Origin of the sequence: Mycobacterium sp. (assembly GCF_049280035.1) — a bacterium.
Classification (GTDB): domain Bacteria; phylum Actinomycetota; class Actinomycetes; order Mycobacteriales; family Mycobacteriaceae; genus Mycobacterium.
On record NZ_JBAPPI010000274.1, the window covers coordinates 1 to 22,535 of the forward strand.

Annotated in this window: 19 protein-coding genes; 12 read left to right on the top strand and 7 right to left on the bottom strand. The window is 66.0% G+C overall.

The window, feature by feature from the left end; translation table 11 throughout:
- Positions 1-219: 219 nt before the first annotated feature.
- The 3 genes from WAN71_RS08875 to cofC form a co-directional block, all read right to left on the bottom strand.
- Positions 220-1,155, bottom strand: a complete 936-nt coding sequence (locus WAN71_RS08875; protein ID WP_422224973.1) for an NUDIX hydrolase — start codon at positions 1,153-1,155, stop codon at positions 220-222.
- Between the two features lie 67 nt (positions 1,156-1,222).
- Positions 1,223-3,442: an RNA degradosome polyphosphate kinase gene (locus WAN71_RS08880; protein WP_422224974.1), complete on the bottom strand. Its 2,220-nt coding sequence runs from the start codon at positions 3,440-3,442 to the stop codon at positions 1,223-1,225.
- Positions 3,443-3,507: 65 nt separating this feature from the next.
- A complete protein-coding gene (gene cofC, locus WAN71_RS08885; protein ID WP_422224975.1) occupies positions 3,508-4,167 on the bottom strand; it encodes a 2-phospho-L-lactate guanylyltransferase in 660 nt (219 codons plus the stop codon).
- Positions 4,168-4,362: 195 nt separating this feature from the next.
- Here cofC and WAN71_RS08890 point away from each other — a divergent pair, with 195 nt between their 5' ends.
- Positions 4,363-5,364 carry an NAD(P)H-dependent glycerol-3-phosphate dehydrogenase gene (locus WAN71_RS08890; RefSeq protein WP_422224976.1) on the top strand — a complete coding sequence of 334 codons (1,002 nt, stop codon included), beginning with the start codon at positions 4,363-4,365 and terminating at the stop codon, positions 5,362-5,364.
- Between the two features lie 77 nt (positions 5,365-5,441).
- A complete protein-coding gene (locus WAN71_RS08895; protein WP_422224977.1) occupies positions 5,442-6,575 on the top strand; it encodes a D-alanine--D-alanine ligase family protein in 1,134 nt (377 codons plus the stop codon).
- A 9-nt stretch (positions 6,576-6,584) separates the two neighbouring features.
- On the opposite strand, the gene WAN71_RS08900 is transcribed toward WAN71_RS08895, so the two are convergent.
- The gene (locus tag WAN71_RS08900) at positions 6,585-7,112 is read right to left on the bottom strand and encodes a DUF3515 domain-containing protein (protein WP_422224978.1); all 528 of its coding nucleotides are present in this window, start codon (positions 7,110-7,112) and stop codon (positions 6,585-6,587) included.
- A gap of 77 nt (positions 7,113-7,189) precedes the next feature.
- Here WAN71_RS08900 and WAN71_RS08905 point away from each other — a divergent pair, with 77 nt between their 5' ends.
- A complete protein-coding gene (locus WAN71_RS08905) occupies positions 7,190-8,152 on the top strand; it encodes a thiamine-phosphate kinase (RefSeq protein ID WP_422224979.1) in 963 nt (320 codons plus the stop codon).
- A 32-nt stretch (positions 8,153-8,184) separates the two neighbouring features.
- Positions 8,185-8,868 (top strand): uracil-DNA glycosylase, encoded by a 684-nt coding sequence (locus tag WAN71_RS08910; RefSeq protein ID WP_422224980.1) that lies wholly within the window; start codon positions 8,185-8,187, stop codon positions 8,866-8,868.
- Between the two features lie 165 nt (positions 8,869-9,033).
- Here the strand turns inward: WAN71_RS08910 and rpmB are convergent, their stop codons facing one another.
- Complete coding sequence (gene rpmB, locus WAN71_RS08915) at positions 9,034-9,228, bottom strand: 50S ribosomal protein L28 (protein ID WP_422224981.1); 195 nt, start codon at positions 9,226-9,228, stop codon at positions 9,034-9,036.
- Between the two features lie 198 nt (positions 9,229-9,426).
- On the opposite strand from rpmB, the gene WAN71_RS08920 reads away from it, so the two are divergent.
- Genes WAN71_RS08920 through WAN71_RS08930 form a run of 3 tightly spaced genes read left to right on the top strand, consistent with a single transcriptional unit; the run spans position 9,427 to position 14,044 of the window.
- Positions 9,427-11,103, top strand: a complete 1,677-nt coding sequence (locus WAN71_RS08920) for a DAK2 domain-containing protein (RefSeq protein ID WP_422224989.1) — start codon at positions 9,427-9,429, stop codon at positions 11,101-11,103.
- Positions 11,104-11,105: 2 nt separating this feature from the next.
- Complete coding sequence (recG, locus tag WAN71_RS08925) at positions 11,106-13,325, top strand: ATP-dependent DNA helicase RecG (protein WP_422224982.1); 2,220 nt, start codon at positions 11,106-11,108, stop codon at positions 13,323-13,325.
- On the top strand, positions 13,322-14,044 hold the full coding sequence (locus tag WAN71_RS08930; protein WP_422224983.1) for an HNH endonuclease family protein: 723 nt from the start codon (positions 13,322-13,324) through the stop codon (positions 14,042-14,044). The genes recG and WAN71_RS08930 overlap by 4 nt, the downstream gene beginning before the upstream one ends.
- Here the strand turns inward: WAN71_RS08930 and WAN71_RS08935 are convergent.
- The gene (locus WAN71_RS08935) at positions 14,041-14,886 is read right to left on the bottom strand and encodes an aldo/keto reductase (RefSeq protein ID WP_422224990.1); all 846 of its coding nucleotides are present in this window, start codon (positions 14,884-14,886) and stop codon (positions 14,041-14,043) included. The genes WAN71_RS08930 and WAN71_RS08935 overlap by 4 nt on opposite strands.
- Positions 14,887-14,892: 6 nt before the next feature.
- Positions 14,893-15,735 carry an aldo/keto reductase gene (locus WAN71_RS08940; protein ID WP_422224984.1) on the bottom strand — a complete coding sequence of 281 codons (843 nt, stop codon included), beginning with the start codon at positions 15,733-15,735 and terminating at the stop codon, positions 14,893-14,895.
- Between WAN71_RS08940 and WAN71_RS08945 the strand changes: the two genes are divergently transcribed.
- The 5 genes from WAN71_RS08945 (at position 15,734) to rsmD (ending at position 22,422) form a co-directional block, all read left to right on the top strand.
- A complete protein-coding gene (locus WAN71_RS08945) occupies positions 15,734-16,852 on the top strand; it encodes an alpha/beta hydrolase (RefSeq protein WP_422224985.1) in 1,119 nt (372 codons plus the stop codon). The genes WAN71_RS08940 and WAN71_RS08945 overlap by 2 nt on opposite strands.
- A gap of 95 nt (positions 16,853-16,947) precedes the next feature.
- The gene (locus tag WAN71_RS08950) at positions 16,948-17,712 is read left to right on the top strand and encodes a DsbA family protein (protein WP_422224991.1); all 765 of its coding nucleotides are present in this window, start codon (positions 16,948-16,950) and stop codon (positions 17,710-17,712) included.
- Positions 17,709-18,356 (top strand): vitamin K epoxide reductase family protein, encoded by a 648-nt coding sequence (locus WAN71_RS08955; protein ID WP_422224986.1) that lies wholly within the window; start codon positions 17,709-17,711, stop codon positions 18,354-18,356. Before WAN71_RS08950 ends, WAN71_RS08955 begins: the two co-directional genes overlap by 4 nt.
- Positions 18,357-18,378: 22 nt before the next feature.
- On the top strand, positions 18,379-21,762 hold the full coding sequence (locus WAN71_RS08960) for a pyruvate carboxylase (RefSeq protein WP_422224987.1): 3,384 nt from the start codon (positions 18,379-18,381) through the stop codon (positions 21,760-21,762).
- Between the two features lie 105 nt (positions 21,763-21,867).
- Positions 21,868-22,422 (top strand): 16S rRNA (guanine(966)-N(2))-methyltransferase RsmD, encoded by a 555-nt coding sequence (gene rsmD, locus WAN71_RS08965; RefSeq protein ID WP_422224988.1) that lies wholly within the window; start codon positions 21,868-21,870, stop codon positions 22,420-22,422.
- Positions 22,423-22,535: the final 113 nt, after the last annotated feature.

Here is a 22,535-nt window from a genome sequence, read left to right on the forward strand (position 1 = left end):
AAAGCCGTGAAGAAGGCTACAAAGTCGGCGGCAAAGCGGGTCACCAAAGCCGTGAAGAAGGCTCCCGCGCGCAAGGCTCCGGCCAGGAAGCGCGCTGCCAAGAGGGCTCCGGCCAAGAAGACCGCGGCCCGTCGTGGCCGTAGGTAGGCACTAACCGCTGAACACGAAGATTCGCCGCGGGGCTGACTCCATTAGAGACGCCCGCGGCGAATCTTCGTGCTAGGTCACCACGTTGGTGGCCAGGGCACTGCCGATGTGGTCGGCGGCAACCAGACGGCCGTCCGCCAGCGAAAGCACCCACGTGCTGCCCTTGCGGTTGCGGGATTTGTCCGGACGTATCCCGTCGCGTTCACACCACCAAGCGATCAGGTCTGGAATCACCTTGCCCTGCGTGCAGATCACCGGTGTGCGGTGCAAGTCGGCAATCTGCAGAACCCGCCTTCGACCGCGTTTCGGGTTGTCGGCGTACGCCTCCTCGGTCAGCGTGGGCTCATTGCAGATGATCACGCCCAGCTCCTCTGCGAGCGGCTCCACCGTTTGGTGGCAGCGCACGCGATCAGCTGCGTACACGTCGGTGGGACCGAAAGCGGACAACTGCCCGACGAGTGCCTCGGCCTGCGCCCGGCCCTTCTTGTCCAGCGGCCGCATTTTGTCGTCACCGGAGAATCGAGACTTGCTGCCCGCGGTGCCGTGCCGGACCACTAGCATGGTCTGGGTGTCCGCCGGGAATTTGGCGAACCGGCGCAAGACCTTTCGATCATATGGGTAGGAGACTTTTCCGATCGCGTCGGCGGTCGACAGCCAGACCAGATCATCGACTTCTCGGCCGGGGGTGAATTCTCCGCCGAGGCTGCGCGCCGCCCAGTAGCGAACCCGCTTGACACCTTGGTCGACTGGGTAGCTCACGCTTTGCAGTCGGCGACCAAGTTGGGCACGGTGACCGGTCTCCTCGAAAAGTTCTCGGACCGCGGTTACTGGTTCGGTTTCCCCGGGATCCATTTTGCCCTTCGGCAGCGACCAATCGTCATAGCGAGGGCGATGGATGATGGCAACCTCGACCGACTCGCCGGGGCCGGGTCGCCAGAGCACCGCACCGGCGGCCGACACGATTTTCTCGCTCACACTCAGGTCATCCGACCGGGTGCGAGTCGGCACCGTAACGCTGGCAAGTCAATTCGTACCTTCGCGGCTGATGGACATCGTCGAAATGGTACAGGTGGCCTCAGGAGCTCCGGTGTCGCTCCATCAGCGATACCTGGTGGTCGCGAACCGTGTGACCCGCTTTCGGCAACGCGGTCCATTGTGCTTCGGACCCCAGTTCCCAGCAGCGCGTCGCCGGGTCCAGCGCCGACTCGAAGATGTCGTTCAGCTGTGCGGTCAGTCGGGGCTCTTTCACCTGAGCGAGCACTTCGACCCGGCGATCGAGGTTGCGGTGCATCATGTCGGCGCTGCCGATCCAGAATTCGTCGAGGGAGCGGAAATGGAGGATGCGCGAGTGCTCCAGGAACCGGCCCAGAATCGAGCGCACGGAAATGTTTTCGGAGAAGCCCTCGACGCCGGGCCGCAATGCACAAATTCCGCGCACCACGACCTGAACGCGCACTCCGGCTTGCGACGCGCGGTAGAGCGAATCGATGACCTGCTCGTCGACAAGCGCGTTCATCTTAAGCCGGATCCGGCCGTTGCCGGTTTCGCGGTGAGCCGCAATCTCCCGCTCGACGCGTTCGATGATGCCTTTGCGAATACCATGTGGTGCCACCAAAAGGTTGCGGTAGTCCAGCTTGCGCGAATAACCGGTCAGCGAGTTGAACAAGTCGGTCAGGTCGGCACCGATGTCGGGGTCGGCGGTCAGCAGGCCGATGTCCTCGTAGAGCCGGGCGGTCTTGCTGTTGTAATTGCCGGTCCCGATATGGCAGTAGCGCCGGATCGCCGAGCCTTCGCGGCGCACCACCAGACAAGTCTTGCAATGCGTTTTCAAGCCCACCATGCCGTACGCCACATGGACCCCCGCCTGCTCCAGCGCGCGTGCCCACCTGATGTTGGCCTGCTCGTCGAATCGTGCCTTGATCTCGACCAGTGCCACTACTTGCTTTCCGGCCCCGGCGGCTTCGATTAGCGCCCGAATGATCGGTGAGTCACCCGACGTGCGGTACAGCGTCTGTTTGATCGCCAGCACATTGGGATCGGCGGCAGCCAGCTCGATAAACCGCTGGGTGCTAGTGGAGAACGAGTCGTAGGGATGGTGAACCAACACGTCACCCTCGCGCAGGGTCGCGAAAATGCTCTTCGGCGTTTCCCGATCGGCGAATGCGGGGTTGGTGGCCGGAACGAATGCGGGATCCTTCAGTGCCGGGCGGTCGACGTCGTAGATCTGCCACAGCGACGACAGATCAAGCAGCCCCGGCACTTGGATGACGTCGCCGGGATGCACGTCCAGTTCACGCAGCAGCAGCTCCAACATGTGCTCGGTCATGTCGTCGGCCACCTCGAGGCGTACCGGCGATCCGAACCGTCGACGGGCCAGTTCCCGCTCGAGCGCCTGCAGTAGGTCCTCGTCGCGATCTTCGTCGACCTCGAAATCGGCGTTGCGAGTAATGCGGAACGCGTGGTGCTCGACGACCTCCATACCCGGGAACAACGTCGGCAAGAAGGCCGCGATCAGCTCCTCCATCGGCAAGAAGCGGACTTCCTTGTCGGCCGATCCGTCTGCGCCTTGCTTGACGTCGAGCTCAACGAAACGATCGACGTTGTCGGGCACCTTGACCCGGGCGAAGTGCTGACCACCGTCCTCGGGCTGCCTGACCGTGACCGCCAGGTTCAGGCTCAAGCCGCTGACAAAGGGAAAAGGGTGCGAGGGATCGACGGCCAGCGGAGTCAGGACGGGGAACACCTGCTCGTTGAAGTACGTCGCGAGGCGGTCGCGCTCAGCCTGGTGCACATCGGCCCACGTGACGACGTGGATGCCTTCCTCGGCCAACCCGGGCCGCACCGAGTCGAGGAAGACCTGTGCATGCCGGCTGGCGATGTGCTGGGTCTGCTCGCCGATACGACGCAATTGCTCACGCGGGGTTAGACCGTCCGCGGAGTGTACCGACAGACCCATTTCGTCGCGCCGTTTCAGGCCGGCGACGCGAACCATGTAGAACTCGTCGAGGTTGGAGGCGAAGATCGCCAGGAACTTTGCCCGCTCCAGCAAGGGCAGCGAGGTGTCGGCGGCCAGCGCCAGCACGCGAGCGTTGAAGTCCAACCAGCTGAGCTCTCGGTTGAGGTAACGGTGCTCGGGAAGTTCGTCCTCGACCAAGGCCGCCGTGGCGGCGGGCGGTGCGCCCGGCGCAGCGGCGCTCGATTGCCAAGCCGGACCATTGGACGGTGTCGCGGCTGAGGTTGTCGTTACTGCGGTGTCCGCAGCTTCGATATCGGTCACCTTGCGATCATTCCCCATTGTCGGGTGGTGCTGCTACCCAACAGCTGACGTCCATTCGCCGTTGAGAAGCCGTTCACCTGTCGTTACCGCGGCGCGCTCGCGGCCACAGCTCGGCTAGTCGCCGGTCCGATCCCCAGCCGGCGCGCGACCGCCAAGTCATCGGGTGTGTCGATATCGCAGCGCAATCCAGGCCAGGCCCCGGTGAGCTCGATCGCGCCCGAACGTCGATGCAGCGCGGAAGAATCCGGCCCGAATCGGGGGGCCAGCGGGGCGCCGAAGGCAAACAGCGCCGCGGTGCCCGTGCCGAGCCGGTCGGCAACGAAACTGCGCTCGTGGTGTCGAGCCGCGACGATCGCCTCGGCGAGTTCCTGCGTCTGCAATGCCGGTAAATCCCCTTGCAGCACAATGATATTGGACACCGATTCGGCCACCACCTGCTCGGCGGCGGCGATCGCATTGTTCAGCGGGTCGGGGTGGCCGTTCGGCGTGGGATCGGACAGCACCTCGGCGCCGAGTTCGGTTGCCGCGGCCGCCGCGGCGTCGTCGGGCGTGATGACGGTGATGTGTCGCACCGACCCGACTCTTGCGGCGGCGGTCAGGGTGTCAACCAGCATGGCCAGCACGACGTTTTCCCGCGTCGGTGCGGAAAACACCGGTGCGAGCCTGGTCTTGGCGGCGGCCAGTCGCTTGACGGCGACGATCAAGCCGACATCACCGCCGGCGTCGGCTCGGCTGCCGTTCATATAGCCATCCTGCCAGCGTCGAGGTTCATCCCCGGCTTAGGCTCCTGGGCTACGGTTCGATTGCCCAGCTGGCCCCCCTCGCCGCTTCGCGGCTGGGGTGCCCCCACCTCAGATCGCTAGGCGATCTGCATCGTCGCTGGGCTACGGTGGAGCGCCTGCGGTTAGCGCATCGACGGGACGGGGACGAAGCAAACGATGGCCAGCACAACAGCGGTGATGGGGGCCGGCGCATGGGGTACGGCGCTGGCCAAGTTGCTTGCCGACGCTGGCGGCGAGGTCACACTGTGGGCGCGGCGATCCGACCTTGCCGCGGAAATCAACGCCGACCGTCACAACCCCGACTACTTACCCGGCGTCCAGTTGCCGCCGGGCATCCGGGCCACCGGGGATCCGGACGAAGCGCTGAGCGGGGCGTCAACCGTGCTGCTGGCTGTGCCGGCGCAGACGATGCGGACCAACCTCGAACAGTGGAAAAGCCTGTTCACCGGGGGCGCGACCCTGGTCAGCACCGCCAAGGGCATCGAGTTGGACACGCTGATGCGGATGAGCCAGGTCATCGCTGCGGTGACCGGCGTTGACACGTCGCAGGTCGCGGTCATTTCCGGGCCGAACCTGGCGAGCGAGATCGCCGATGAGCAACCCGCTGCCACCGTCATCGCGTCCAGCGATTCCGGCCGCGCGGTTGCCTTGCAGCGGATGCTGAACACCGGATACTTCCGCCCCTACACCAATCCCGACGTGATCGGCACCGAGATCGGCGGCGCGTGCAAGAACGTCATCGCGCTGGCCTGCGGGATGGCAGCCGGGGTGGGCCTGGGTGAAAACACCGCAGCGGCGATCGTCACCCGCGGGCTGGCGGAGATCATGCGATTCGGGATAGCGGTCGGGGCTAAAGGCACAACCCTGGCGGGTCTGGCCGGGGTCGGCGATCTGGTGGCCACCTGCACCTCGCCGCGCTCGCGTAACCGCTCGTTCGGCGAATGTCTGGGCCGGGGCGAGACGATGGAGTCGGCGCGGCAGGCCAGCGGCGGCCATGTCGTCGAAGGGGTGACGTCGTGCGAGTCGGTGCTGGCACTGGCCTCGAGTTACGACGTCGAGATGCCCCTGACCGACGCAGTGCACCGGGTCTGTCACAAGGGGTTGTCGGTGGACCAGGCGGTGGTTCTGCTGTTGGGACGCAGCACCAAACCGGAATGAGCCTGGCTGCGGGTCACACTGCAGCTAACCTCGTGGTAACCAGCACCGCAGCAGCTAGGCGGTAGCCTCTCTAGGTTGTGAGTGCCCGTTTCCCCGCCAAGACGACCGATCGCGCTCGCATCCGCGTCGCCGTTGTGTTCGGCGGACGCAGTAACGAGCACGCCATTTCCTGCGTCTCGGCGGGCAGCATTTTGCGCAACCTCGATCCGGAGCGGTTCGACGTGGTCGCGGTCGGCATCACCCCGGGCGGCGCGTGGGTGCTCACCGACGGAGACCCCGACGCGCTGGCAATCACCAATCGACAGCTGCCGGGAGTGAGCTCCGAATCGGGCACCGAGCTGACTCTGGCCGCAAATCCGCGGCGAGCCGGTGAGTTGGTATCGCTGTCGCCCGGTGGGGCTGGAGTATTGGCGTCCGTCGACGTGGTCTTCCCGGTGTTGCACGGACCTTACGGGGAAGACGGCACCATCCAGGGTCTGCTCGAACTGGCCGGTGTGCCCTACGTCGGCGCCGGGGTGTTGGCCAGCGCGGCGGGGATGGACAAGGAGTTCACCAAGAAGTTGCTAGTCGCCGAAGGGCTTCCGATCGGCGCGTATGCGGTGCTGCGGGCGTCGCAGTCGACACTGGAGCCCGCGCAGCGCGAAAGCCTTGGGCTGCCAGTGTTTGTCAAGCCCGCGCGCGGCGGCTCATCGATCGGCGTCAGCCGGGTGACCAACTGGGAGGAGCTGCCCGCGGCCATTGTCCAGGCGCGCCAGCACGATCCGAAGGTGATTGTCGAAGCCGCCGTTGTCGGCCGTGAATTGGAATGCGGCGTGCTCGAATTCCCTGACGGCACAGTGCAAGCCAGCACCGTCGGAGAGATTCGGGTGGCTGGGGTGCGCGGCCGGGAAGACTCCTTCTACGACTTCGCGACCAAATACCTCGACGACGCCGCCGAACTCGACGTGCCTGCCAAGATCGACGACGACGTAAGCGACGCGGTGCGTGAGTTGGCGATCCGGGCGTTCAACGCAATCGATTGCCAGGGCCTGGCGCGAGTCGATTTTTTTCTCACCGATGACGGGCCAATGATCAACGAGGTCAACACAATGCCCGGATTCACCACAATCTCGATGTACCCGCGGATGTGGGCAGCCAGCGGCGTGGATTATTCGACATTGGTGGCGACCATGGTCGAAACGGCGCTCGCGCGCGGGACGGGTCTTCGCTAGCCCAAAGTGTCAGCCGGCCGGTGATGGGCTGATCGGCACCGCCGGCACGGTGTGGTCGATTAATTCCGATAGCTGTTGGATCGGCGTCGGACCGGAACCCGGCGGCAGGGTGAGCGCCACATAGACCGGTCGGTCGACCGTGTACCAGGTGGTGCGGTCATCTTGGCGCACCTGGAACCACTGCACCCGGTCGACGAGCTGGATCGGCGAGCCGACCACGAAATCGGTCGGACGGTCGAGTCCACACCGCAGCACCACTGGTTCGGTATTGCTTGCCGCCCGCCAGCCGGCGGTGCCCGCAGGCACCGGCTGCGCGATGGGCGCGCGCTGAAAGTCGCCAAGTCGCTGCGGCAATGCTTCCAGCAACGCCCGGCAGGGTGGATCCTGCGCGTGCTGAGCGGGGACAGTCGCGATTACCACCGGTTTCAGCGGCGGGTGACGAGTGCCCGCGATCGCCAGGATGACGCCGATGGCGCCGACCGCCAGCACCAGAGCAGCGATCAGCACCGCCCGCGACGGTCCCTCCGAGTCGGCCATCAGCTCACTTTCTGCTCAACCCCTTCGATCCCGCTTACACTCCCGAAGTCAGCGGACAAGAACCTACCGGAGGTGACGTGGGCAGCGGCGACTCTGATCCCACGCTGGGTGACGTTGGCGAATTCGGCGTGATCGAGGGGCTGATACGGGGCCGGCGCCAGCCGGACGCGGTCGCTCTGGGACCGGGTGACGACGCTGCTGTGCTGTTGGCCGGCGACGGTCGCGTCGTGGTGTCGACGGACATGCTCATCGAAAACCGGCACTTCCGGCTGGACTGGTCGACACCACACGACGTCGGCCGTAAAGCCATCGCGCAGAACGCCGCCGACATCGAGGCGATGGGTGGACGGGCCACCGCATTCGTTGTCGGCTTTGGCGCACCGCGGGAAACGCCAACCGGACAGGTCAGCGCGCTGGCAGAGGGAATGTGGGACGAGGCCGGGCGGATCGGCGCCGGCATCGTCGGCGGAGATCTGGTCAGCAGCCCGCAATGGGTGGTGTCGATGACCGTGCTGGGCGACCTGGCCGGCCGAGCGCCGGTGCTGCGGTCTGGGGCGCGGCCCGGTTCGCGGATCGCCGTCGCTGGCCAGCTCGGACACTCTGCTGCCGGATATGAGTTGTGGCACAACGGTATTGAAGGATTCGACGACTTGCGGCGTCACCATCTCGTTCCGCAACCGCCGTACGGGCAGGGGCGCGCGGCCGCCGACGCGGGTGCTCAGGCGATGATCGACATTTCCGACGGTCTAGTTGGCGACCTGCGGCATCTGGCCCAGGCATCCGGCGTGACCGTCGACCTGAGCACGGAAGCGCTGCGCGCCGATCGTGAAGCACTGCTGGGGGCCGCCGAAGCCGCAGGGGTCGACGCGTGGACATGGGTGCTCGCCGGGGGAGAGGACCATGCCCTGGTCGCAGTGTTTGCCGGCCCAGTTCCCGCGGGGTGGCGGATGATCGGGCGGGTGCTCGACGGGCCGGCGCGGGTCCTTGTCGACGGCGCAACGTGGCACGGATACGCCGGCTGGCAGTCGTTTGGACGTTAGGGTGACCCGGTGTTGTTGGCGAAGGGGCTGGCGTGACCGCCCGGCCGTTGCATGAACTCGTTGACGATGGTTGGGCAACTGCATTGGAGCCGGTCGGCGACCAGGTAGCCAAGATGGGCCAGTTTCTGCGTGAGGAGATCGCAGCAGGCCGAGGCTATCTACCAGCTGGCCCGAATGTGTTGCGGGCCTTCACCTTTCCGTTCGACCAAGTGCGAGTTCTGATTGTCGGCCAGGACCCGTATCCGACACCCGGGCACGCCGTCGGCCTGAGCTTTTCGGTAGCCGCCGGCGTGCGCCCACTGCCCCGAAGTCTTGACAACATCTTCGCCGAATATGCCAAAGACCTCGGCTACCCGATGCCTTCGAGTGGCGACCTCACGCCATGGGCAGAGCGTGGGGTGCTGCTGCTGAACCGGGTACTGACCGTGCGGCCGGGCAACCCGGCGTCTCACCGCGGCAAGGGCTGGGAGGCTGTTACAGAGTGCGCGATTCGTGCTCTGGTGGATCGTCGGCAGCCGATGGTGGCCATTTTGTGGGGCCGCGACGCCTCGACGCTGAAGCCGATGCTGGCGGGCAGTGACTGTGTCTCGATCGAATCGCCGCATCCCTCGCCACTTTCGGCGTCGCGGGGATTCTTCGGCTCACGGCCGTTCAGCCGCGCCAACGAACTGTTGGCTCAGATGGGTGGCGAGCCGATCGACTGGCAACTGCCGTAGCAGGTCTCCTTGCGGGCTGGTGTTGTCATGCGGGTCCGCCGAATCCGGTGGCCGCAGCTTCGCCACACGAGAAGCCTAGGAGGTGCGCAAACCTCGACAAGTCACTATTTCAGCGTCTTCGCGCTGCGCGATCGGCAAACGGACGACGCGAGGAGGTGTCACCCGCTAGCCGCGGGTGACCTTACCGGCCTTGATGCACGACGTGCAGACGTTGATGCGGTGCTTGTTACCGCCGGGGCGGGTGGCAACGCGCAGGCTCTGGATGTTGGGATCCCACCGACGGCTGGTCCGGCGATGGGAGTGCGACACCGACTTACCGAAGCCGGGGCCTTTCCCGCAGATATCGCACACGGCAGCCATACGTGAGACTCCTCAAATCTCTGGGGCCAACGACCTGATGGGTGGCCCGACGACCTGGCCAGAATAGCCGCCGCAGGGCAGAACCGCCAAAACGATCAACACTCGCCGGGTGCCATGTGACCTGTGCTGTCGGCCTCAATAGATAGGCTGGCGCCCACCGATGGCAGCGCGAGGAGGTGGGTTCAGGTGGGGTCGGGGCTGGCTAGGCCGGATCGCCCATTGGACGCGTCCGCACTGCGTGACTGGGCGCACACCGCTGTTAGTGACCTGATCACCCACATCGACGAGATCAATCGGCTGAACGTGTTCCCGGTCGCCGACTCCGACACCGGCATCAACATGCTGTTCACCATGCGCTCGGCGCTGGCTGAGGCCAACACGGAGGCAGGCTCCGGTGACGTCGTTCGGGTGGCCGCCGTCCTGTCGGCAGGCGCGTTGCACGGCGCGCGCGGCAACTCCGGGGTGATTCTGTCGCAGATTCTGCGCGGCATCGCCGACGTCACCGCCGGCGCCGTCGCCGAATCCGGCGGCGAGCTGCACGTCATCGACGCAGCGCTGCTCGGCGCGGCGTTGCGCCACGGCGTGGATCTGGTTATCAGCTCGATGGGCGGCCAGGAGGTCCCCGGGACGATCGTTTCGGTGTTGCGGGCAGCCGCCGGTGCCGTCGAGCAGAGCGCCGAGGAGGGGCTGGCCCGGGCGATCACCGCCGCCGGCGACGCCGCGGTGGTCGCGTTGGAGAAGACGCCGGAGCAGCTCGATGTGCTGGGCGATGCCGGTGTGGTCGACGCCGGTGGGCGGGGTCTGCTGGTCCTGCTCGACGCCTTGCGCTCGACGATCACCGGGCAGGCGCCGAACCGCACGTTGTACGAGCCAGCACCGACACAGCCGCGTCCGCAAGTGGCGGAGCCCGCCGCGCAACCCCCTGCGCCGCAATTCGAGGTGATGTACCTGCTGGGCGGATGCGACACCGAGGGAGCCGACCTGCTGCGCGAACGGCTGGACGAGCTCGGTGAGTCGGTGGCCATCGCGACGTCCGGCGTGGTCGGCGGCTATTCGGTCCATGTCCACACCGACGACGCCGGGGCGGCCGTCGAAGCGGGTCTGGCGTTCGGTGACCCGCGGCGGATCCAGATCTCGGCGCTGACCGGCCCCGCCAGCGGGCTACCGCCGGGCAGCTGGAGCAGGGAGCGCGCGGTGTTGGCGGTCGTCGACGGCGACGGCGCGGCGGAGTTGTTCGCCGGCGAGGGGGCCTGCGTGCTGCGCCCCGGACCGCACGTCGCCGACCCGACGACGGCCATCAGTGCCCAGCAACTGTTGCGCGCCGTGGTGGACACCGAAGCCGCGCAGGTGATGGTGTTGCCCAACGGTTACTTGGCCGCCGAGGAGCTGGTCGCCGGCTGCACCGCGGCCATCGGGTGGGGTATCGATGTGGTGCCGCTGCCGACCGGATCGATGGTGCAGGGGCTGGCCGCGCTCGCCGTACATGAACCCGGCCGGCAAGCCGTCAACGATGGGTACACGATGGCCCGCGCCGCCGGTGCCGCTAAGCATGGGTCGGTGCGCATAGCCACCGAAACGGCGTTGACCTGGGCCGGCACCTGCGAACCCGGCAACGGGCTGGGCATCGCGGGCGACGAGGTGCTGATCGTGGCGCCCGACGTGGCGTTGGCGGCGATCGGGTTGATCGATTTGCTGTTGGCCGCCGGTGGCGAGTTGGTGACGGTGCTGGTGGGCGCCGACATTGATGGGGATGGCGACGGGGCGATAGTGAGCGAAAGGCTGCAAGCCCACATACACGACCGCCACCCGGGTACCGAGCTGATGACCTATCACACTGGGCACCGCGGCGACGCGCTGCTGATCGGGGTCGAGTAGCCATGGTCGCGCTCGGTGACCGCCTGGATTACATCGTTGGCGCCAAAGCCGCGAACCCGCTCGACGAGGTGTTCGGTATCCGCACCGTCGACGACCTGCTCCGCCACTACCCACGCAGCTACGTCGAGGGCGCAAGCGTGCGCGGCGCCGGCGACGAGCGGCCGGCCGCAGGTGAGCACATCACGCTTGTCGACGAGATCACCGGTGTGGTTGAGCGGCCGATCAGAAATCGTCCGAGGGACAAGATATTGCTCGTCACCCTCGGCTCCGGGCGCAGCAAGGTCACCGCCACGTTCTTCAACCCTCGCTACCTGAAGAAGGGATTGACCAAAGGCACCAAGGTGATGCTCTCCGGAGAGGTCGGGTTCTTCCGGGGCGCAATGCAATTGACGCACCCGGCATTCCTTATCCTGGACTCCGCGGACGGCAGGAACCGCGGGAGCCGGTCGCTGCGCAACATCGCCGACGCGTCACAGGCTGTCAGTGGCGAGGTGTTGCAAGAGGCGTTCGAACGTCGCTTCTACCCGATCTATCCGGCCAGTACCAAACTGCAGAGCTGGGACATCTTCAACTGTGTTCGCCAGGTGCTCGAGGTCCTCGACCCGGTGGCCGACCCGTTGCCCAAAGCGTTTTGTGCTGAGCACAATCTGGTCTCCGAAGATGAGGCGCTGCGTGCCATCCATTTGGCCGAAGATGCGGCCGAGCGGCGACGTGCCCGTGAACGTTTGGCCTTCGACGAGGCTGTCGGGCTGCAGTGGGCGCTGGTGAGTCGCCGCCATGGCGAGCTTTCCCAGTCCGGGCCGGCGGCGCCATCGCGTTCGGATGGACTGAAGCAAGAACTACTGCAGCGCTTGCCATTCGAACTGACCGCCGGCCAGCGTGAGGTGCTGGAGGTGCTTTCTGCTGAAATCGCTTCCATCCGCCCGATGAACAGGCTGCTGCAAGGTGAGGTGGGGTCGGGCAAGACGATCGTCGCGGTGCTGGCGATGTTGCAGATGGTCGACGCTGGCTACCAGTGCGCGCTGTTGGCTCCAACGGAAGTCCTTGCCGCACAACATCTCCTGTCGATCAACTCGGCGCTTGGGCCGCTGGCGATGGCCGGCCAGCTCGGCGGTGCCGACAGCGCCACCCGAGTGGCGCTACTCACCGGCTCGATGTCAGCGGCTCAGAAGAAACAAGTTCGCGGCGAGATCACCAGCGGTCAGGTCGGCATCGTCGTGGGCACCCATGCGCTGCTGCAAGACGCGGTCGAGTTCCACCAGCTGGGCATGGTGGTCGTCGACGAGCAGCACCGGTTCGGTGTCGAGCAGCGAGATCAGTTGCGGGCCAAGGCGCCTGCCGGGATCACACCGCACCTGCTGGTGATGACCGCGACGCCGATACCGCGGACGGTAGCGCTCACCGTCTACGGCGACCTGGAGACGTCGACGCTGCGCGAGCTTCCCCGCGGCCGGCAGCCGATCACTACGACCACCGTCTTCATCAAGGACAAGCCGGCATGGTTGGACCGGGCCTGGCGGCGCATCATCGAGGAGGTCGCCGAGGGGCGCCAGGCCTATGTGGTGGCGCCGCGGATCGACGAGACCGATAGCAGCGGCCAGGCCGAGCAAGATGGAAGGCCTTCGGCGACAGCCGAAGAGCTGTTCGCCCGTCTGCGCAGCGACCAGTTGGCCGGTCTGCGGCTGGGACTCATGCATGGGCGGCTGCCCGCCGAGGAGAAGGACGCCGCGATGACGGCGTTTCGCGCCGGCGACATCGACGTGTTGGTGTGCACCACCGTCATTGAAGTCGGCGTCGACGTCCCGAACGCGACCGTGATGCTGGTGATGGATGCCGACTGGTTCGGTATCAGCCAATTGCATCAGTTGCGCGGCCGCATTGGTCGGGGCTCGCACGCCAGCCTATGCCTGCTGGCGAGCTCGGTGGCGCCGGATTCCCGGGCAGGCCGGCGATTGAACGCCGTCGCCGGGACCCTGGACGGGTTCGCTCTGGCCGACCTAGATCTCAAGGAGCGCCGGGAAGGAGATGTGCTGGGCCGCAGCCAGTCCGGGCGTGCGATCACGCTGCAACTGCTGTCGCTGATCGACCACCAACACATCATCGAAGCGGCCCGGGAGTTCTGCGAGCAGATCTACGACGAGGAGACCGCGCATCCCGGATTGGCGCTCCTGGCAGCGCCCTTCACCGGTACTGAACGTATTGCCTACCTGGACAAATCATGACCCGCAAGACTCTGTTGTGGCTGTCGGCGATTGCGGTGCTCGCGGTGCTGGTCGCCTACCAGGTGGCGGTGACGTCAGCGGGGGAGCGCGCCCGGGAGTTCGCGGCGCGAGCCGACGTTCCGACCGTGCAGCCCGGTGTCGACGAGCTGGGCGGAATCACGTTGGTGCCGGCCAGGATCCATCGCTACGACTATCGTCGTGCGGCGTACGGCGACGCCTGGACCGACGACAACGACGCGCCCGGCGGGCACAACGGGTGCGACACCCGCGACGACATTCTCAACCGCGACCTTGTCGACAAGACGTATGTGTGGATCAAACGCTGCCCGAACGCCGTCGAAACCGGCACCCTGCACGATCCGTACACCAACGCCACCATCAACTTTCATCGCGGCGCCGGCGTCGGGGCGTCGGTAGAAATCGACCACATCGTGCCGCTGGCGCTGGCTTGGGACATGGGGGCCTACGACTGGCCGGTCGCCGAGCGGGTGCGCTTCGCCAACGATCCCGCCAACCTGCTGGCGGTGTCCGGTAAGGCAAACGAGGACAAAGGCGATTCCCAGCCGGCGCTATGGATGCCACCCAACAACGCGTTTTGGTGCCAATACGCCATGCAATACATCGCGGTGTCGCGCGGTTACGCGCTTCCCATCGACCAGGCTTCGGCCGATGCGCTGCGTCAAGCCACGGCTACCTGCCCGGCCGGACAGCCGGGCTAGATGCCCGTGTAGGTCAGCGGATCCTCGCGCACCCGGGTGCCGTCATTGAGACCGTTGAGCGCGTCCATGTGCTCGGCGGCCAACTCGAAATCGAAGACGTCGATGTTGTTGGCGATGCGCTCGGGCTTGGCCGACCGCGGAATCACCACATTGCCCAGCTGCAGGCTCCACCGGATCAGCACCTGCGCCGGGGTGCGGCTGTATTCGGCGGCAATCGACGTCACCGTCGGGTTATCCAGCACCCTGCCGACCGCCAGCGGGCTGTAAGCCTCGGTGACGATGTTGTGCGCGGCGTTGGCCGCGCGCAGCTCGGCCTGGTTGAGCAGCGGGTGCAGCTCGATCTGGTTGACCGCAGGGGTGACGAAGGTCAGATCGATAACCATCGACAAGTGTTCCTCGGTGAAGTTGCACACCCCGATCGAGCGGACCAATCCGTCGCCGCGTGACTGAATCAGGCCGCCGAAGCTGTCCACGTACTTGCCCAACTGCGGTGCCGGCCAATGGATCAGGTAGAGGTCGATGTAGTCGAGGCCGAGCCGCTCCAGGCTGGCCTTGCAGGCCGCCTGGGTAGAGGTGATGCCCTGATCGGCATTGGCCAGCTTGGTGGTGACGAACAGCTCCGCGCGGGGGATGCCGGAAGCCGCGATAGCGCGGCCGACCGCGGCTTCGTTGCCGTAAACCGCGGCGGTATCGATCAGCCGATACCCGATCTCCAGTGCCGCCGAGACCGCGCGCTCGGTCTCGTCGTCGGACAATTCGGCAACGCCGAGGCCAAGCGCCGGCATCGTGTTCTCGTCATTGAGCGCTACATTGGGGACCGAGGCGCCCGACTCGCCGGTCAATGTCATTCACCTGCCTGTGAAGTCGAAGGTTCGTGGATCAGGACCGAGCCGGTTGCCATCGTCGAGCGAAGAGATTGACGCCATGTCGTTGCTGCTGAGTTCGAAATCGAACACGTCAAAGTTGCTCGCAATCCGCTTAGGGTTCACCGACTTGGGGATCACGATATTACCCAGCTGAATATGCCACCGAATCAACACCTGGGCCGGTGTTCGGCCGCAGCTTTCGGCGATCCCGGTAATCGTCGGATGGGTCAGCAACGATCCTTGCCCGAGCGGTCCCCACGCCTCGGTCGCGATGCCCAGGCGGGCGTGCACCTCCCGTAACTCGGTTTGCGGCAGACGCGGATGCAGCTCGACCTGGTTGACGACCGGAACGATCCCGGTGGCATCGATGAGGACACTTAGGTGCTCGGGTTCGAAATTGCTGACCCCGATGGACCGGATCCGGCCCTGGTCGCGCAAATGAGCGAAGGCCTTGAAGGTGTCGACATATTTGTTGCGCTGGGGCATCGGCCAATGCACCAGGTACAAGTCCAGATAATCGATCCCCAGCCGATTCATGCTGGCCTCGAATGCCGTCAGCGTGCTGTCGTAGCCTTGGTCGGCGTTCCACAATTTGGTAACCAAGTAGAGTTCGTCTCTGGGCACGCCGGACTCGGCGACCGCGCGGCCGGTTTCGCGTTCGTTGCCGTACATTGCCGCGGTGTCGATATGGCGGTAACCGGCGCCTAGCGCGGTGCCCACCGCCTGCTCGGTGTCCGCGGGCGGAATCTTGAATACGCCGAACCCGACGGCGGGAATGCAATTTCCGTCGTTCAGTGGGACCGAGGGACGCAAGGGACTAGCCATGACACGAAGTCTGCCAGGCGCGTCGGATCTGCAGCTCAGAGTGCTACGGTCGTCTAGCGGTTGGAGCGGTCGGTTGCAGAGCGTTGCCACCAACGTCGGTTTCAAGGTGATTCCCTGGGTACCGACCCCCGCCGCGCGGCTGCTGGCCGGGGGCCGCTCGGTCACGATCGACGGCAACACGCTAGATCCCACGTTGCAGCTCATGCTGTCCGGGCAGCGAGCTGTCGGCATCAACGGCTTGGTCGTCGACGAGGACCCAGCGGCCTCCCGGGCCCAGGCGCGTGAGATGGCGCTGGCCTTCGCGGGTCCGCAGGTTCACGTTGGGGTTAGCGACCTGTCGATACCCGGACCTGCCGGCGAAATCCCGGCTCGGCACTACCGTCCGGCGACCTCCGAGCCGGCGCCGTTGCTGGTCTTCTACCACGGCGGCGGCTGGACGATCGGCGACCTGGACACCCATGATGCGCTGTGCCGCTTGACCTGCCGCGACGCCGACGTCCACGTACTGTCGATCGATTACCGGCTAGCCCCTGAGCACCCGGCACCGGCCGCCGTCGACGACGCCTATGCGGCGTTTCGATGGGCCCACGAACATGCCGGCGATCTTGGGGCGATCCCCGGCAAGGTCGCCGTCGGCGGCGACAGCGCCGGCGGCAACCTAGCGGCTGTGGTGTCCCAGCTGGTACGCGACGATGGTGGCCCCGTGCCGGTGCTGCAGTGGCTCATCTACCCGCGGACCGACTTGACCGCGCAGACCCGGTCCCATTCCTTATTTGCCGACGGTTTCGTGCTGACCAAGCACGACATCGAGTGGTTCGAGGCGCACTACTTGGGTGGTTCGGGCGTCGAGCCGACGGACCCGCGGGTGTCACCGCTGCTGGCCGAGGGTTTGTCGGGGCTTCCGCCCGCGCTGATTGCGATCGCGGGCTTCGACCCGCTGCGGGACGAGGGCGAGCAGTACGCCGCCGCGCTGCAAGCTGCCGGTACTGCCGTCGATTTACGCTCCATGGGGTCGCTGACCCATGCCTTCGCCAACTTGTTCCAGCTCGGCGGCGGCAGTGCCGTCGCCACCACCGAGTTGATTTCGGCGTTGCGGGCTCACCTCAGCCGCGTCTGACCTGGCGATAGCGACGCCGGTACGCTTAGACGCTATCGCCGGCCGCGCCGCGGCCGGACCAACCGACTACGACTCGACGGAGGGTGAGCGAGCCCATGGGCGCCAAAGCCGCCAAACCGAAACGGCCAGCCAGCTACGACCTGAAGGCCGCCGGGCGCCGACGCGACCTGCTGGTCAGGATCGGGCTCACCGCGATCGTGATGCTGTTCGCCGTCGTCTTGGTCGGCTACATCGTGATCTCGCATAACAAGAAAACTTCTTCCGGTGCCGGGCGGGCGGTACGGGTGACGTCGAGCAAGCTGATCACCCAAGACGGCAAACCCAAGGCGGACGTGGCGTTCTACGAGGACTTCCTCTGCCCGGCCTGCGGGAACTTCGAGCGCGCGTTCGGACCGACGGTGTCCAAGCTGATCGACAGCGGCGCCATCGCTGCCGACTACTACATGGTGGGGCTGCTCAGCAGACCGCAGAACGATGATTACTCGTCACGAGCCGGCAATGCGGCCTATTGCGTCGCCGATGAGTCGATCGACGCCTTCCGGCGTTTCCACAACGAGCTGTACAGCCAGAGCATCCAACCCTCCGAGACCGGCACCTCGTTCCCCGACAACGCCAAATTGATCGAGTTTGCTCGGGTGGCCGGCGTGGTGGGCAAGGTTCCGGACTGCGTCAACAGCGGCAAGTACATCCCGATGGTCGACGGCTTGGTCAAGGCTGCCGGCGTCCACGGCACCCCGACGATCCGCATCAACGGCCAGGACTACCAGTGGTCGACGCCTCAGGCACTGGTGGACAAGATCAAAGAGATCGTCGGGGATGTCCCCGGCCTCGACACGGCGGCGACCCCACCGGCGTCGTGACCGTCGAGGTGTCAGCGCAAGCTGGCGAGCCGGCGCAGGATTCGGCTTCGTCGTCGCGGCAGACAGTGCCGGTGCCGCTGGCCAGCGCATGGTGGGTGCTGATCGCCGGGGTGATCGGGCTGATCGCGTCGTTCACGCTGACGGTGGAGAAGATCGAGATCCTGCGCAACCCGTCGTACGTGCCGTCGTGCAACATCAACCCGATCGTGTCGTGCGGTTCGGTGATGACAACGCCACAAGCATCGGTGCTGGGCTTTCCGAATTCGCTCATCGGTATCGCCGCGTTCAGCGTCATCACGGTTACCGGCGTCTTGGCTGTGGCGAAAGTGCCGCTACCGCAGTGGTATTGGGTTGGAATAGCCGTCGGGACCCTGGCCGGCGCCGGGTTCGTGCACTGGCTGATCTTCCAAAGTCTTTACCAGATCGGGGCATTGTGCCCGTACTGCATGGTGGTGTGGGTGGCCACCATCTCGCTGTTGGTGGTGGTCGCCTCGATCGCGTTCCGACCGGCGGGTGAAAGCCAGAAAAGCGTAGTAACGCGTGAGCTCTACCGGTGGCGTTGGTCGATCGCCGCGCTCTGGTTCACCGCGGTCTTTCTGCTGATTTTGGCCCGGTTCTGGGACTACTGGTCGACGCTTCTATAAACAGCCGAGGTAGGGGACGCGCGTGATCTCGAAAGTGTTGGTGGCCAATCGCGGCGAGATCGCTATCCGCGCGTTTCGCGCGGCTTACGAGCTCGGCGTCGGCACCGTCGCCGTCTATCCGTACGAAGACCGAAATTCGGTGCACCGCCTCAAGGCCGACGAGTCCTATCAGATCGGCGACATCGGCCACCCGGTGCGAGCGTACCTGTCGGTCGACGAGATCGTGGACACGGCACGACGTTCCGGCGCCGACGCGGTATACCCCGGATACGGATTCTTATCGGAGAACCCCGAGCTGGCGGCCGCCTGCGCGGAGGCGGGTATCACATTCGTCGGGCCTAGCGCGGAAGTGCTTGAGCTGACCGGCAATAAGTCTCGTGCAATCGCGGCCGCGCGCGAAGCCGGCCTGCCCGTACTCACCTCGTCGGCGCCGTCAGCATCCGTCGATGAGCTGATGTCGGCTGCCTCGGATATGCAATTCCCGTTGTTCGTCAAGGCGGTCGCCGGGGGCGGGGGCCGCGGAATGCGGCGTGTCACCGATCCCGCCGCGCTGCCCGAGGCCATCGAAGCCGCCAGCCGAGAAGCCGAATCGGCATTCGGGGATTCGACGGTCTACCTCGAGCAGGCGGTGATCAACCCGCGCCACATCGAGGTTCAGATCCTGGCCGACACACACGGCAACGTGATCCATCTCTACGAGCGGGACTGCAGTGTGCAGCGGCGCCACCAGAAAGTCGTCGAGTTGGCGCCAGCTCCGAATCTCCCCGAGGAGCTTCGCGCCAAAATCTGCTCCGACGCAGTGGATTTCGCCCGCCACATCGGCTACAGCTGCGCGGGCACGGTGGAATTCCTGCTGGACGAGCGCGGGCATCACGTCTTCATCGAGATGAATCCACGGATCCAGGTTGAGCACACGGTTACCGAGGAGATCACCGACGTTGATCTGGTCTCCAGCCAGCTGCGCATCGCTTCCGGTGAGACGCTCGACGATTTGGGTCTGCGGCAGGAGACGGTCCGGCCGCATGGTGCGGCGCTGCAGTGCCGCATCACCACCGAAGACCCGGCCAACGGGTTCCGGCCCGACACCGGCCGGATCAGTGCCTACCGCAGTCCGGGCGGGGCGGGCATCCGGCTGGACGGCGGCACGAATCTGGGCGCGGAAATCAGCGCGCACTTCGATTCCATGCTGGTCAAGCTGACCTGCCGGGGCCGCGACTTCCACACCGCTGTGTCCAGGGCACGACGGGCGATTGCGGAGTTCCGCATCCGCGGTGTGTCGACGAATATCCCGTTCCTGCAAGCGGTCCTGGACGACCCGGATTTCCAGGCCGGCCGCATCACCACCTCGTTCATCGATGAGCGCCCGCAACTGCTCACGGCGCGATCGTCGGCCGACCGCGGCACCAAGATCCTTAACTACCTGGCCGACGTAACCGTCAACAAACCACACGGCTCGCGACCTTCGACGGTGTATCCGCACGACAAGCTGCCCGACGTCGATCTGGAAGCCGCGCCACCGCCGGGCTCGAAGCAACGGCTGGTCGAGTTGGGGCCGGAGGGTTTCGCGCGCTGGCTCAGAGAGTCGCCAGCGGTAGGCGTCACCGACACCACGTTCCGCGACGCCCACCAGTCGCTGCTTGCCACCCGGGTGCGCACCAGCGGCCTGGTGATGGTCGCCCCCTACCTCGCCCGCACCATGCCGCAACTGCTTTCGGTGGAGTGCTGGGGAGGCGCGACTTACGATGTCGCGCTGCGCTTCCTCAAGGAGGACCCCTGGGAGCGGCTGGCCGAGCTGCGTGAAGCGATGCCCAACATCTGCCTGCAGATGCTGCTGCGCGGCCGCAATACCGTTGGCTACACGCCGTATCCGGAGCTGGTCACGTCGGCGTTCGTTGAGGAGGCTACCGCCACCGGTATCGACATCTTCCGGATCTTCGACGCGCTGAACAACCTCGAGTCGATGCGCCCGGCGATCGACGCGGTGCGCGAAACGGGTTCTGCGATAGCTGAAGTCGCGATGTGCTACACCGGTGATCTGTCCGACCCGGGTGAGCAGCTGTACACGCTCGATTACTACCTGAAGCTTGCCGAGCAGATCGTGGACGCCGGGGCCCACGTGCTGGCCATCAAGGACATGGCCGGACTGCTGCGGCCACAGGCGGCGCAAAAACTGGTCAGTGCGCTGCGCAGCCGCTTCGACCTGCCGGTCCACTTCCACACCCACGACACACCCGGCGGCCAGCTGGCCAGCTATGTGGCGGCGTGGCATGCGGGCGCCGACGCCGTCGACGGTGCCGCCGCGCCGATGGCGGGAACCACCAGCCAACCCGCGCTGAGCTCGATCGTCGCCGCCGCCGTGCACACCGAGCGCGACACCGGTTTGTCGCTGTCGGCGGTCTGCGCGCTGGAGCCGTACTGGGAGGCGATGCGAAAGGTATACGCGCCCTTCGAATCTGGGTTGCCAGGGCCAACGGGGCGGGTGTATCACCACGAGATTCCAGGTGGCCAACTGTCGAATTTGCGCCAGCAGGCCATAGCGCTGGGTTTGGGGGACCGGTTCGAGGAGGTCGAAGAGGCCTACGCCGGCGCCGATCGGGTGCTGGGCAGGCTGATCAAAGTCACACCCTCGTCGAAGGTGGTCGGCGATTTGGCGCTGGCGTTGGTCGGTGCCGGGGTGAGCGCAGACGAATTCGCCTCAGATCCAGGTCGATTCGACATCCCTGAATCAGTGTTGGGGTTTCTGCGTGGAGAATTGGGTGACCCGGCAGGTGGATGGCCCGAACCGCTGCGCACCAAGGCCCTGGCCGGCCGCGGCCCGGCCAGGCCCGTCGAGCAATTGACGGCGGACGACGAGGCCACGCTCGCGCTGCTTGGCACGAAACGGCAAGCCACCCTCAACCGACTGCTCTTCCCCGGGCCGACAAAGGAATTCGAGGTTCATCGGGAGAGCTATGGCGACACGTCGCGGCTGTCGGCCAACCAATTCTTTTACGGCTTGCGCCAAGGCGAAGAACACCGGGTGCAACTGGAACCCGGCGTGGAGCTGCTGATCGGTTTGGAAGCCATCTCCGAGCCCGACGAACGCGGGATGCGCACCGTGATGTGCATCATCAACGGTCAACTGCGGCCGGTGGAGGTTCGTGACCGCAGTATCGCCAGCACGATGCCTACCGCGGAGAAGGCTGACCGGGCCAATCCCAATCACGTCGCGGCACCCTTCGCCGGGGTGGTCACTGTCGGCGTCTCCGTCGGCGACCGGGTGAACGCCGGCCAAACCATCGCCACCATCGAGGCCATGAAGATGGAGGCGCCGATCACCGCGCCCGCCGATGCCACGGTGGAACGGGTGGCGGTATCCGCTACCGCCCAGGTGGAGGGCGGGGACTTGCTGGTGGTGCTCACCTGACCGCGCCGGCGACGAACAGGTGAGCGGCGATGAGGTGGGGGCACGCCCCCTCGCCGCTGCGCGGCTGGGGGGACCCCCACCCGCTTGCGGGGGACAGCGGCGCTTATGACCCGGATCATCGGCGGCGTCGCCGGGGGGCGGCGCATCGCGGTACCGCCACGGGGAACCCGGCCGACCACCGATCGGGTCCGGGAATCGCTGTTCAACATCGTGGCCGCCCGGCGGGACCTCGATGGTATGTCCGTCCTGGATCTTTATGCCGGGTCAGGTGCGCTGGGCCTGGAGGCGCTGTCGCGCGGTGCGACGTCGGTGCTGTTTGTGGAGTCGGACCACCGGGCGGCGGCAGTCCTCGCGCGCAACATCGCGACGCTTGGCTTGCCCGGCGCGACGCTGCGTCGCGGGCTGGTGGATGCGGTGCTGGCAGCCGGGGCCGCAGCGCCGGTCGACCTGGTCTTGGCCGACCCGCCCTACGACGTCGAGACCGCCGATATTCACACCGCTTTGGCCGCGCTGACTACCCACGGCTGGACGCAGGAAGGAACGCTCGCCGTCGTTGAGCGCGCCGCCACCAGCCAGCCGCTGAGCTGGCCGGCCGGTTGGCAGCCATGGCCGCAGCGGGTTTACGGCGACACCCGTCTGGAGCTGGCCGAACGGCTCTAGGTCACGGTGTACCGTCATCGCACATGAGCGCCGCTTTCCCCGGCAAGCGGGTGGGGGTCCCCCCAGCCGCGCAGCGGCGAGGGGGCGTGCCCCCACCTCATCGCCGCTCACCT

What these genes read in the sequence shown, in the direction of transcription:
- WAN71_RS08880 (WP_422224974.1), bottom strand. Translation starts at nt 3,442, where the DNA reads ATGGGGAATGATCGCAAGGTGACCGATATCGAAGCTGCGGACACCGCA.
- cofC (WP_422224975.1), bottom strand. Translation starts at nt 4,167, where the DNA reads ATGAACGGCAGCCGAGCCGACGCCGGCGGTGATGTCGGCTTGATCGTC.
- WAN71_RS08890 (WP_422224976.1), top strand. Translation starts at nt 4,363, where the DNA reads ATGGCCAGCACAACAGCGGTGATGGGGGCCGGCGCATGGGGTACGGCG.
- WAN71_RS08900 (WP_422224978.1), bottom strand. Translation starts at nt 7,112, where the DNA reads ATGGCCGACTCGGAGGGACCGTCGCGGGCGGTGCTGATCGCTGCTCTG.
- rpmB (WP_422224981.1), bottom strand. Translation starts at nt 9,228, where the DNA reads ATGGCTGCCGTGTGCGATATCTGCGGGAAAGGCCCCGGCTTCGGTAAG.
- recG (WP_422224982.1), top strand. Translation starts at nt 11,106, where the DNA reads ATGGTCGCGCTCGGTGACCGCCTGGATTACATCGTTGGCGCCAAAGCC.
- WAN71_RS08930 (WP_422224983.1), top strand. Translation starts at nt 13,322, where the DNA reads ATGACCCGCAAGACTCTGTTGTGGCTGTCGGCGATTGCGGTGCTCGCG.
- WAN71_RS08945 (WP_422224985.1), top strand. Translation starts at nt 15,734, where the DNA reads ATGACACGAAGTCTGCCAGGCGCGTCGGATCTGCAGCTCAGAGTGCTA.
- WAN71_RS08940 (WP_422224984.1), bottom strand. Translation starts at nt 15,735, where the DNA reads ATGGCTAGTCCCTTGCGTCCCTCGGTCCCACTGAACGACGGAAATTGC.
- WAN71_RS08950 (WP_422224991.1), top strand. Translation starts at nt 16,948, where the DNA reads ATGGGCGCCAAAGCCGCCAAACCGAAACGGCCAGCCAGCTACGACCTG.
- rsmD (WP_422224988.1), top strand. Translation starts at nt 21,868, where the DNA reads ATGACCCGGATCATCGGCGGCGTCGCCGGGGGGCGGCGCATCGCGGTA.